The following is a 12,383-nucleotide window of genomic DNA, read 5'->3' as shown; positions in this document are numbered from 1 at the left end:
ATATTTGCTATTCGCAGCCTACACTGAGTGAGCTTTTTTACGACCTTCCTGGCTTCTCAAACACCCTCTAATATTAAACCGCTGAAGTGGTTTGCTGATTTCTATACATCTGTTTTTCGAGGAACACCGCTAATCTTACAATTGGCAATCATTTATTTTGCAACTCCTCAGTTAATTGGCTGGTCAATTCCTCCCTTTATTGCCGGTGTTATTACTTTCTCTTTAAACTCGGCAGCTTATAACTCAGAAACCATTCGAGGAGGAATTTTAGGAGTAGACAAAGGACAACGAGAGGCTGCCCTAACCATGGGTGTTCCATATACCATGATGATGTGGGATATCGTACTGCCTCAAGCGTTTAAGAACATTTTGCCTGCTCTTGTCAATGAAAGTATCGCACTTTTGAAAGACTCGTCTCTGGTTTCCACGGTTGGCGCATTAGACCTAATGCGACGTGGTCAAATTGTGGCAGCCGAAAAGTTCATTTACTTTGAACCATTAATTATTGTGGGGTTAGTTTATTACGTCATGGTCACGGGTTTTACTTGGTTAGCACAGCGATTTGAACGGAGGATACGGAAAAGTGATTAGAACTGAATTTTTATCTAAATCGTTTGGAAGGTTGGATGTTCTTAAAGACATTTCAACCGAAATCAAAAAGGGGCAAGTTGTTGCCATTATCGGCCCATCAGGCTGCGGCAAATCGACATTTTTGCGCTGTCTAAATTTGCTGGAAGTGCCGACGCGAGGGCGAGTTTATATCGGCGATATAGAAATGACCAATCCCAAAACCGATATCAAGAAAGTTCGGCAAAACATGGGTATGGTGTTTCAGCACTTCAATCTGTTTCCACACATGACGGTGCTGGATAACGTTACCTATGCCCCCATCAAGGTGAAGAAGTTAAGCAAGGCAGAAGCGAGGGAAGAGGGTATGAAGCGGCTGGAACAGGTGGGCTTAGCCGAAAAGGCTGAGGTCTACCCGTCGCGGCTGTCGGGTGGACAAAAACAACGGGTAGCGATCGCCCGGGCTTTGGCTATGCAACCCCAAGTGATGTTGTTTGATGAACCAACCTCAGCCCTAGACCCCGAAATGGTGAAAGAGGTGCTGGAGGTGATGAAAGGACTGGCGCAAACTGGGATCACGATGGCAATCGTCACCCACGAAATGGGTTTTGCCCGGGAAGTGGCCGATCGCATCATTTTTCTTGATGGTGGCAAAATTGCTGAAGACGCACCGCCTGCTGAATTCTTCTCAAATCCGCGCAGCGAACGCGCCTGCCAGTTTTTAGAGAAAGTGCTGTAGGGAGGAGCTAAAGGGCAGATGCAACGTCTGACCCTTTAAGCCCAACCTGTTAAACCTGATCTTCCACAACCGATCGTTCAGTGCTCACTTCAAGTACGTGCCAAGAACGTTTCTAATTCTGTGAGAGCATCTGCATCAACTTTGGTTTGCATCGGACAGAATTGCGGCCCACACATTGAGCAGAACTCAGCCGTTTTGTAAATATCGGCTGGCAAGGTTTCGTCATGATATTCTCTAGCGCGATCGGGGTCTAGGGAAAGAGCAAACTGACGATTCCAATCAAAGTTATAGCGAGCACGAGATAGCTCATCATCGCGAGTTCTGGCTCCACTGCGATGTCTAGCGATATCAGCCGCGTGGGCCGCAATTTTATAGGCAATCAATCCATTGCGCACATCTTCAGCATTGGGTAAGCCCAAATGTTCCTTGGGCGTGACATAACACAACATCGCTGTACCATACCAACCTGCCAGTGCCGCCCCGATCGCCGAGGTGATGTGATCATAGCCTGGAGCAATATCGGTTACAAGCGGTCCTAACACATAGAACGGAGCCTCCGAGCACTCCTCCATCTGTTTACGCACGTTGAACTCAATGTGATCGATCGGTAGATGTCCAGGGCCCTCTACCATCACCTGCACGTCATGTTGCCACGCCGTTCGAGTTAATTGCCCAAGCGTTTTTAATTCCGCTAGCTGAGCCGCATCCGTCGCATCGTGTAGACAGCCCGGTCGTAGCGAATCTCCCAAGCTAAACGAGACATCATAGCGCTTGAAGATCTCAATAATGTCGCGAAAATGAGTATAAAGCGGATTTTGCTGATGATGATGCAACATCCATCGCGCCAAAATTCCGCCACCGCGAGACACAATTCCGGTAATACGATTTTTCACTAGAGGCAGGTGTTCAATTAGAATGCCCGCATGGATCGTCATATAGTCCACACCTTGATTGGCGTGACTTTCAATCACATGCAGAAAATCATCCGGTGTTAATTTCTCCACCTTGCCATGTACACGTTCCAACGCTTGATAGACTGGAACCGTACCGATCGGTACAGGGGATGCTTGAATAATCGCTGTGCGAATGGCATCGAGATTGCCGCCGCCCGTAGACAGATCCATCACGGTATCGGCTCCATACTTCACCGCCAGCCGCAGTTTTTCCAGTTCTTGTTCAACATTTGATGAATTCGGTGATGCACCAATATTGGCATTAACTTTACACCGCGCAGCAATACCGATACACATCGGTTCCAAATTGGGATGGTTGAGGTTAGCCGGAATAATCATCCGTCCCCGTGCCACTTCATCGCGTATGAATTCAGGCAACAGTTCTTCTCGCTTCGCCACATAATTCATTTCTTCGGTAATGATTCCCTGTCGCGCATAGTGCATTTGGGTCACATTTGCATGACCCCGACGCTGGACGAGCCAACTTGTTCGCATGGTAATTCTCCAGATAAACAGCTTCCCTCCGCCGGTATTAGCCGGACTCAGGTGTTAAGGGTGTAATCTCAGCCTGGATAAGCCTCAGGCACCCCTAGCTTGTCTGCCCATCGTATCATCCTTTGCTCGATCGTCCTTACCCTTCGCAAAATAAAGTTATATGGACAGCCCCTAGTTTGCCATGCAGCACTACCCGTTGCTGATTGAGCAAAGCGGAAAGTGGCTGGCGGACAATTCACAAGCTGGCTTACTGACATTCTCGACTCAACACCATGCGCCCGTCAGCCAGTTGATAGGCTCCCTGGGGTTCTACGATCGGGTCACCGGGCTGCCAGGAGTGATCATGGTGCTCATCGGGTTCATCAGGAATAGATCGCACTGGGGCAGTGGGATAAGCAGACGGAGCCTGATCACCAGGGCGTTCGGGTAAACCACCCGGACCGGTAATAATAAACGTGCCAACTTGATCTTGATCGCGTACTACACAACTATTGGCCAGTAGCGCATCGGTATCAATCGCCGTATTGGGCAATTCAGCAAGGCTATTTTGAATGGCACTGGTATCAGGAGTGGTGATGGTTCCCGAACGAACACGGCCACTAGCATTGACATCCACGCGATCGTTGCCGTCTAGGGCATTCAACTCATTCAAGCTGAGAGATGCGTCCGGATCGCGATCGGGTTCAACATACCCCTCACCAAAAAATGCAGGAAGGGTGATGTTGCCGCCGGAACCACCGCCAGAATAGGCAAGGATATCACTGTCTCCCAGTGCCACAACATAATTGCCATCGATCGTGATGTTGCCGCCATCGCCCTCTCCAGTGACATTGGTGCGAATGTCGCTATTGTTGCGCAGTTCAACCGTGTTGGCCGTGATGTCAATGTTGCCCGCATCTCGACCAGTTGCTACCGCCGAAATGATAGCACTATCACGCATGGTTAGATTGTTCGTGTCAATTAAAATCTCACCTGCATTCCCAGTTGCATTTTCATCAGCATTGACAAACAATCCACTTCTATTTCCTAAACCCAGTAAAATATCGCTGGCTCGATCGCTCTGTCCTGGCTGCGATAGAATTTCCCGAATTTGGGTCCGTCGTCGATTCAGAGTTGGGTCACTGCCTGTAATTGTGACGCGATCGGACACATTCAACGTAATAGAACCTGCTGTACCACTGCTGCGAGTGTTGGTAACAATTTGCCCGCCATTACGGGCTGTGAAACGATCGGCATTGATAACAATATCGCCACCATCACCATCGTTAAAGGTGCTAGCTACCACTATCCCACCACCCGAAATGCGAAAATCGCGGGTGTTTACTGTAATGTCTCCTGCCTGGCCCGATGCACCCCGCTCCGAGTTGGTGAATAGCCCGCTAGAGAAGCCACGAGTGAGAACAGTAACGTCAGTCCTCGGAAAGTAGACAATAGGCAGTTGACGCCTACCCACACCCGCAATTTCTACAAAGTCAGTCGCGTTGATAGTAATTGTACCGCCCCGCCCGCGTCCTCCTGCTGTGCCAAATTGTTCACGAAACAGAAATGCTCCTACTTGGCTACCATCCCTCAAAGTTAGCGATCGTCCTCGTAGCGTGATATCGCCACCTCTACCGCGTCCTCCTGCCCCCACACCGCTAGCAATGTTGCTCGACTCCTCTAGCTGAATAGTGTCGTCTACCCGAATGCTAATGTTACCAGCATTCCCTCGCCCGCCCGTGCTACTGGAAATAAAGCTAAAGTCATCTAAATTCAATAACCTTGCTGTAATGCGAATACGCCCAGCATTACCCTCGGCTCCAGACGCCACTAGTGTAGCGATATTGCTTTGTTGCAAGAAATTATTACCGTTTAAATTGACAATGTTCTCACCCGTTAAGCTCACAATATCATCTACGTCGATTGTGATGCGTCCAGCATTGCCTGTGCCAAAGGTGCTGGCTGTGATGGACGCACCATTAAGCAGCGACAACGATCCTGCGTCAAGGAATATATTACCACCGCGTCCGGAGGCTCCAGCCCCTAAACTACTATTGATTTGAGCAATGAACGGATTGCCTTGCACAATTTGTTCAGTACCATCAATGCGCACATCGCCATCGACGCGAATCGTGATATTGCCTGCCCTGCCTTCTCCAGCCGTAAATTCGCCTTGTGTCTGCCTAACAAGACTCTGAATTGTAGCAGCCCGATTCAGCCGCAGCGACCCGGCTGTGATTTCAATGCCGTCGCTGTTGCCGACACCACCATTCTCGATCGTGCTGAAGATACCACTGAAGAAGCCAGTTTCGCTGAAACCAGAGAGGTTTATATTACTGTCAGCGTCGATCGTAATTCTACCTGCATTACCAGAGCCAGACGTACTCGTGATGAGTCTGGCTCCGTTGGTGAGAGCCAGTGATCCGGTTTCGATCCTAATCTCGCCCGCACGGCCCCTTGCTCCGGTGCTCAGGGTGCTATTAATTTGCGTAGGAATGAAACCGGTAACGCCATCCAAAACAATATCCCCTGATACATCAATCAAAATATCGCCTGCATTGCCACGTCCTGCCGCTGGAGAACCTGAAGCGGGTCGGACAGTTGTTAAGATGCCTGTTCCGTTCCGCATAGTCAAGCGGTTGGCAATTATGTCAATCGTGCCACCATCCCCTTCCGCCCCAGCTTCCACGGTGCTGAAGATCGCGCTAGGGTCAGCCACGGCTCCTTCAAGACGGATGTTGTTCGCGCGGATGATTACATCTCCAGCGTTGCCCCGCCCAGAGGTTCCAGCAGACAAGTCTGCGCCATTCAATAGCCGCAAGTCTCCGGTTGTGATCAAGATGGAGCCACCTTCTCCAACGGTTCCTGTACCCAATGAACTAATGATTTGAGTTGCCCGATTATTGACCGTGCCATCCAGAATTGTGCTGCCAGAGACCCTCAGCAGAATATCCCCGGCGTTTCCCTGTCCTGCTGGAAACTCTCCTGTTCTACCTGGGATAGAACCTGCTTGCCGCACGATCGTCTGTAACTCAGCCCCATCGCGCATGGTTAAAGTATCAGCCGTAATATCGATCATCCCCCCATCACCCACGGCTCCGGGTTCTACACTGCTGAAGATAGCGCTCGATCGACCTCCAGTGCTGAGACCTTCCAACCGAATCGTATTGGCATCAACTCGAACACTGCCAGCATCGCCGTTACCAAAGGTGGCAGCATTCAGTGATCCTCCATTAAGCAGCAACAGAGATCCGGCTGCAATATCGATCGAGCCGCCGCTGCCAGATGCACCGCCTCCCAAGCTACTGTCGATTGAGGAAAGGAATGAAAAGCCTGGCCCCGATCGCTCGTTACCATCAATTCGTACATCGCCATCCACACGAAGGACGACATCGCCTGCGGTTCCACGTCCAGCCGCAACACCAGGTTGTTCTTGCCGCACAACTGTTTGAATGGATGCTCCGTCACTGAGGGAGAGCGAACCGGCCCGGATATTGATACCTTCACTGTCGCCGACGCCACCATTTTCGACATTGCTGAACGCGCCACTGACAATTCCATTCGTGCTGATACCTGAGAAAGCTAGGCGTTCATCCACTTCAAAGGTGAGATTGCCTGCGTTACCACGGCTGAATGTGCTAGCCGATATGTTACCTCCAGCGGTTGCAATCAAATTCCTAGCTCTAAGCCGAATATCACCTCCCATTCGAGGAGAGGCGGCTGAACTAGATGGTAGCGATGGGAAAATATTACTTTGTATTTGGCTGGCAACTCCATTAGTCCCGACACCTGTCAGGGTGATAGTATCTCCGGCTGTTAGCCTAATCATTCCAGCATTGCCTTGGCCAACGGAATCTGACCGAATCAACGAGCCACCGCTGAGAGAGATGTCGTCATCCACAATAATCTGAATTTCCCCGGCATTGCCTTGCCCAATGGTGGAGGTAATGATTTGAGCACTATCAGAAAGAGAAAGCGATCGAGCTTGAATATCAATCAACGCACCATCACCCACCGCAAACTGATTAACGCCACTTACTAGTCCACTATTGATTCCTGAGAGAGAAACACTGTCCTCTACCCGAACCGTTACACGCCCAGCGTCCCCTCGTCCCCCTGTCAGTGCACCAATTTGAGAATTGCCCACAAGTTCCAGCGAATTTGCCCGAATCACCACATCTCCACCTGTTCCTATTCCATCTAAATTCACAAGATTGGCAATACGATTTGGGGAAGATGTAGAAATAGGCTCAGCTAGCCGTACCAAGCCAGTGGCATCGATCAAAATATCGCCTGCTATGTTGGTCTCGGAATCTGAAGCAGCACTAATGCCAGCGAGAAGAGCACTACTGCCTAGCAACCTCACATCTCTTGCATAAATAGCAATGTCTCCACCTCCAGCGGCTGTCACATCCACAATGGCTCCAGTGCCAAACAGCATATCTGCGCGGGCTGTATTATTCGCAATACTGAGGCTAAAATCTTCGCCTAAGTTAACTGTTCCTGTAGTTGCCACACTTGCCAATCCAATACGACCACCAGGAGCATCCATTCGTCCACTTTCCAAGCGCACTTCGCCACCTACTAGCAGCAAGCTTTCACCTTGAGGGACTTGTAAACCGCCTGTTGTTTGTCCTGGAAGAATAGTGGCTTGATTGACAATACTTCCAGTTTGAAGCTGATTAAAGAAAAACGCAGACGGATCAACGGTCAATAACTGAGATGGCGCTTCAGGATTGGTGGCACTAAAGAACCCTCGATCGCCAAATTGAATGCCATTAGCGGTGGTAGCAGCAAACGAACCACCAATATCTAGCCGTGCGCCTGCACCAAAGATGATACCGTTGGGGTTAATCAAAAATAGATTCGCATCAGAATTGACAAACGCGCCATTTTCAAGCAGTCGTGTTCCCAATACGCCATCAATTTGAGAGGGATTTCCGCCTGTAACTCGCGAGAAGATATTATCGATACCCAACTGGTGAATGAAATAGGCTCGTCGTCCAGCACCAATATTAAACTCTCGAAAACTGTGAAAGAGGTTGCGATCGCGGGTTGCACCGCCTTCGATCAGGTCAATGGCATCATTAAAATCTCTGACTTGCGATGACTCAGTTCCCAGGGTCTCATCTGCTTCAGGCCGGCTTTGGGCGATCGCTGAACTGTACCAATTCCAAACTACCAATCCTGCAACCGTCAAAACCCCGGTGAATCCTAGCCGAATGAACCGATCGCCCCAGATTCTCATGATTCTACCCACCATGACAGCAACATAGCCAAATATCGCTGAAATCACTGTTGATAGCTAGAGAGAAAATCTTAAGATTTAATGCAGAATCAACAGATTCCTACATTTTGCCCGTGCTCATTAAGTAAAGTAACGCCATGCGTACGGCCACTCCGCTTGTCACTTGCTGCGAAATTAGGCTGAACTGAGGATCATCCATCAGATCAGAGCTAATTTCTACGCCGCGATTTGTTGGGCCAGGGTGCATGACTTTGACATCGGGTTTACAGAGTTGCAATCGCTCTTTGGTGATACCGTAGCGTTGATGATATTCCCGCAGGCTAGGCAATAGGTGTTGCGTCATCCGCTCGCGTTGCAGCCGCAGTGTCATCACCACATCGGCATCTTTGAGGGCAGGCTCCAAGCTCCAGTGTAGGAAGAGTTTTCGGGGGAGTTGGGAGTTGGAGGTTGAAGGTTGGGTTGATTGAATAGGTTCAGTGACGAAATCGGCAAACCACTTAGGTAATAGAGTAGGGGGGGCGGCGAGGTGAACTTCTGCGCCACTGGCTGTGAGGCTCCAGATGTTCGATCGTGCCACTCGTGAATGCAGAATATCTCCGACGATCGCAATTTTTTTACCTTTCAACAACGACAGTCGCGGCTTTTCTGCATCAATTAGAGTACAGAGAGTGAACAGATCGAGCAGAGCTTGAGACGGATGTTCGTGCTGTCCATCTCCGGCATTAAACACGCCCACTCTTGTTTGCAATCGATCCATTTCGTTGGCGATCGCCAGTGGCACACCGGCCTCACGATGGCGAATCACCATGATATCAGTTCCCATCGCCAGATAGGTTTTGGCTGTATCCAGGATAGTTTCGCCTTTGGTTAGGGAAGACGTACCGGGTGCAAAGTTGAGGGTATCAGCTGAGAGGCGCTTGGCTGCCAGTTCAAAGCTGCTGCGAGTGCGGGTTGAAGATTCAAAAAACAAATTGGCAATCACCTGTCCTTGCAAGGCAGGGACACGCTTAGTGCGTCGAGACAGGACTTCTTGAAAACTGGCCGCCGTTTGCAGAACCGTGTCGTATTCTTCCGGTTGAAAATCGGCTAACGAAATAACATGATGACGATTCCAGGTTGTGTTGGTCATTCAGTTCTTGCGCTGCTAGTGGATGATATACAACTTTGTCACCGAAAAGATTTCAGAACTCATTTAAGTGCAACTTCAGAAGGAATCTTAACAGGTTAATTGGTGGTCATTTAATTAGTATTTATGGCTTCATCACACTTTTCGACTTCTTTGCTCATATATCTGTGGTTTCTTGTTTTATTTTGCCGTCTTATCTTAATTACTTAAATCATCACGTCAACAAAACACTTGAGAGTTTTTGAAAGTGCCCGCACTTCAACTTTAAGCTGTTCAAGGGGCACGATCACCCCCTATCACTCCCTAGTTTTTCAGGTGCGACACCTCTTTTTCTATTGTACTTGAAGCACTTAAAGCAACTTAGGGTCAGCACGTCGTTGTGCCACAAGTTTCTTGCAGAGAGACTTCCAGGCAAAACTTAGGAACTAGATCCAGAAACGTTGTGAAAGCTCGGACAACTGCTCAATTTCGCCAGATGTTCACTGAGTTATCAACGCAAGTTCAAGAGCAATCTCGCAAAGCATATCAGCAATTCAAGCAAGACCCTACTGTGTCCAACACAAATGAGTTTGTGCGACAGGTACAGCAGCTTGCGGAGAAACTGAACATGCCGCTGGCGATCGAACAGATTGAGCGGCAAACTAAGCAGTCAGGGCTGCCCCAATCAACTGATTGCCCAACAGCCGTTACAAGCTAGCAACGAGGGCAGACTTTTGCAACACCATATCAACCGCTTCATTCAGATCTGCCACAATCGCATCTGGGGCATGAACCGCTAAACACTCGCGATTACGAATACCAGACAGCACCGCAATCACAGGAATAGCGTGAGCTTTAGCCGCCAGAATATCTGCTTCGGTATCGCCAATCATCCAAGTTTCCTGAGCCGGGGGCATTTCGGCTAATGCTTTACCCATCAGCCAGGTTTTGTCATCTATGTCATTGGTTTTGAGATAGTCATTGCTGAGGCAATAGCGGCGATCGGGATGAAAGAATTTTCCTAAATCGTATTGTGTTAAAGCGGCATCCAGTTCGCGGGTGCGTCGCATGGTCATTGTTGCTAGCTCAACTCCCAATTGCTGAAGGCGTTCCAAGGCTGCAACTGCGCCGGGAATCAGGGTGTCATAAATTAAGTAGGGCAATGTGTGCACCGTTTGGCGACGCAGGCGGGCAAACTCTGCGGCTTGGTCATCGTGGAGTTCAGAGATTTTACCAATGCGGCGTTCGGGAACTTGGGCCCGTTTCAACCGCCAAAATTCAGCTTTGCTGAGCCGATGTACGGGTTGATCTGGATCGCGTACCTGATCAAGACAAAACTGATAAACCTGATAGTACCGTTCAGATACGTCCATGATTGGGCCGTCGAAATCTGTGATAATCCGCAGCATCTTGGAACACTTAATAAAGAAAGAAATGGAAGAGAGTAATCTAATTCACTAACTCTGTGTTGAATTCGTTAATCGGCCGCCGCTTCAATTCAACGGATTCCGATCGCGGCAACAAATCAAACACCTCCCGCAGTACATCATCTGCTTGCTCATAGGCAATATTGCCAATCTCATCAAAAACGACTTGTCCCGATTGGTCAAGAATCACTGTTTGAGGAACGAACCCTTTGTAGTAATAACCTGGCTCGGTAGGCGAGTAGGTCGAATTGGGCAGAATAGTATCGGCATTGACGGGAATCAGGTTGGCGGCACGACCATAAAACGCATCGATCTGTGACAGCACCGAGGCGTATAGTTTACAGTCACGGCTATCATCGATGAAAAATGCCAAAACAACGGGCTTGTCGCGTTGCAGCGATTCTGCCAGAGTAACGCGCGGCGGAAACAGCGACCCGTTACCAGCATACAGCGCAAAAATATTGCCATCGTAATGATCGTCATTTAACCCCGCCCAAGCTGGAGCAGCACCCATTAGGACACAGCTTAGCCCTAACACCAGCACCAGCAGACGCGCGATCGTCGGACGCCAACCGTGTAAGAGCGAGATGAAGAATCGGAAAAAGAATTGGAGAAAGGTCATAACAGCTAACTTGAACCTGCTAGAGATGCTGATGCTATTTTGAAACATTCTGCAACCTCCGGTAAGAGGGGCATCGCTTTTTTAAAGTTGCCTCTAAAGGGAACGATCGCCCTGCTCATCGGTCATCCGCATGATGTCTTTCACCAACAAAAGGCATAGCTTAGCAATGGCGATAGGCAAAGGCCAGCGCACTGTATAGGTGAAATGCAGAGTCCCAGTTTGTAGGGGCTTTACGAAACACATCAATGTGGGATGAGAAGCCTTTGATCAAATCTAGATGTTCAAGGGCAGAATCAGCAAAGATCGGGAAATCTGACCAAACTGATACCGATGGGAGTCGATCGTCCAGAGTTCTAAGCAAACGGTTCCAGCGAAGGCGGGTTGTAATTAGGGATGACGGGGCTTGGGTAAGCGGCTCAAACTCAAGCCCTTGCTGAAACTGATAGCTTCGATCGCATAGCCGCACAATGCAGTGGCGTTGCGGTAGGTGTAAATCCAACAATTGCACGAAATCCTGTGTTTGTTCTTTGCGTATTAGCGTGTGGTAAGCTCCTACATCCACCACATCCTCAAAAATTGGTAGCCTGCCCTCTACCCGTGCTGCTACCTCAGACCAGGCAAATGTCAGCAACCCCATCTGATTGGACTCATCCTGACAGAGGATTGTGCCCTGACGATCGATCGTTTGAAAGGACTGGACGCGAAACACTCGAATCGCTTGAAGCTCTGCCAGCGCTACCCAGAATACAGATAATCCAGCTTGACGCAATGCCCGACCATAGTTTTGCAGTTCAGCAAAACGACCTGTGCGGTACAATCGCCAACCTCGGCTAGGCAGCAGCAATCGCGCGGTGTAAGCATCGAGGTTCATGATTTGCCCAAACTGTTGTGCCGCCGCTCGTTTGCGTTCCGGAGAAACGGGTTCAAGCACCAAGCACCCAACGCCCGCATTCGAGGGATCAGCTACTACCTCAGCCCTTACCTGTTGTCGCTGGGCTTGTCCGATCGCTGCTAGTCGATGCAACCCTTGCCTAGCTTGAGCCATTACCTTAGAACTGGGTGCTTGCCGCAGAAGTTGGCGATAGAGTGCTTCAGCCGCCTCCGGCTTGCCAGTTTCCTCCTGAAGCCGAGCCGTGAACAGCACTACCCAAGGGCTTTCGGGTGATTGCTGCCGTAGCTGTTTTAACAATTGCACGGCTGTTCGGTAGTCTTGGCGATCGAGTGCAGCGGCAATTTGGTGGAGCATGA

Annotated in this window: 9 protein-coding genes and 1 riboswitch; of the genes, 3 read left to right on the top strand and 6 right to left on the bottom strand. The window is 49.6% G+C overall.

Features of this window, described 5'->3' with window-relative positions; translation table 11 throughout:
• Positions 1–27: 27 nt before the first annotated feature.
• Together OXH18_RS19580 and OXH18_RS19575 are read left to right on the top strand one after the other, a co-directional pair.
• Positions 28–591, top strand: coding sequence for an amino acid ABC transporter permease (locus OXH18_RS19580; protein WP_268609148.1), 564 nt, complete (start codon positions 28–30; stop codon positions 589–591).
• The gene (locus OXH18_RS19575) at positions 584–1,306 is read left to right on the top strand and encodes an amino acid ABC transporter ATP-binding protein (RefSeq protein WP_268609147.1); all 723 of its coding nucleotides are present in this window, start codon (positions 584–586) and stop codon (positions 1,304–1,306) included. The genes OXH18_RS19580 and OXH18_RS19575 overlap by 8 nt, the downstream gene beginning before the upstream one ends.
• Before the next feature lie 89 nt (positions 1,307–1,395).
• Here the strand turns inward: OXH18_RS19575 and thiC are convergent, their stop codons facing one another.
• From thiC to OXH18_RS19560, 3 genes are all read right to left on the bottom strand, one after another.
• The gene (gene thiC, locus OXH18_RS19570) at positions 1,396–2,754 is read right to left on the bottom strand and encodes a phosphomethylpyrimidine synthase ThiC (RefSeq protein WP_268609146.1); all 1,359 of its coding nucleotides are present in this window, start codon (positions 2,752–2,754) and stop codon (positions 1,396–1,398) included.
• 6 nt (positions 2,755–2,760) lie between these two features.
• Positions 2,761–2,860: riboswitch (TPP riboswitch) on the bottom strand.
• Positions 2,861–3,001: 141 nt separating this feature from the next.
• On the bottom strand, positions 3,002–7,981 hold the full coding sequence (locus OXH18_RS19565; protein WP_268609145.1) for a two-partner secretion domain-containing protein: 4,980 nt from the start codon (positions 7,979–7,981) through the stop codon (positions 3,002–3,004).
• Positions 7,982–8,081: 100 nt separating this feature from the next.
• Positions 8,082–9,110 carry an aspartate carbamoyltransferase catalytic subunit gene (locus OXH18_RS19560; protein ID WP_268609144.1) on the bottom strand — a complete coding sequence of 343 codons (1,029 nt, stop codon included), beginning with the start codon at positions 9,108–9,110 and terminating at the stop codon, positions 8,082–8,084.
• 439 nt (positions 9,111–9,549) lie between these two features.
• On the opposite strand from OXH18_RS19560, the gene OXH18_RS19555 reads away from it, so the two are divergent.
• Positions 9,550–9,804, top strand: a complete 255-nt coding sequence (locus tag OXH18_RS19555) for a hypothetical protein (RefSeq protein ID WP_268609143.1) — start codon at positions 9,550–9,552, stop codon at positions 9,802–9,804.
• Here OXH18_RS19555 and OXH18_RS19550 read toward each other — a convergent pair.
• From OXH18_RS19550 to OXH18_RS19540, 3 genes are all read right to left on the bottom strand, one after another.
• Complete coding sequence (locus OXH18_RS19550) at positions 9,794–10,495, bottom strand: HAD family hydrolase (RefSeq protein ID WP_268609142.1); 702 nt, start codon at positions 10,493–10,495, stop codon at positions 9,794–9,796. The two genes, OXH18_RS19555 and OXH18_RS19550, sit on opposite strands and share 11 nt — an antisense overlap.
• Positions 10,496–10,535: 40 nt before the next feature.
• Positions 10,536–11,135 carry a thylakoid membrane photosystem I accumulation factor gene (locus tag OXH18_RS19545; RefSeq protein ID WP_268609141.1) on the bottom strand — a complete coding sequence of 200 codons (600 nt, stop codon included), beginning with the start codon at positions 11,133–11,135 and terminating at the stop codon, positions 10,536–10,538.
• Between the two features lie 160 nt (positions 11,136–11,295).
• Positions 11,296–12,381 carry a tetratricopeptide repeat protein gene (locus tag OXH18_RS19540; protein ID WP_268609140.1) on the bottom strand — a complete coding sequence of 362 codons (1,086 nt, stop codon included), beginning with the start codon at positions 12,379–12,381 and terminating at the stop codon, positions 11,296–11,298.
• Positions 12,382–12,383 lie beyond the last annotated feature (2 nt).

Origin of the sequence: Thermocoleostomius sinensis A174, from assembly GCF_026802175.1 — a bacterium.
Taxonomy (GTDB): domain Bacteria; phylum Cyanobacteriota; class Cyanobacteriia; order Elainellales; family Elainellaceae; genus Thermocoleostomius; species Thermocoleostomius sinensis.
Note: the sequence above shows the minus strand (reverse complement) of the source record. Positions and strands in the feature narration are given on the sequence as shown.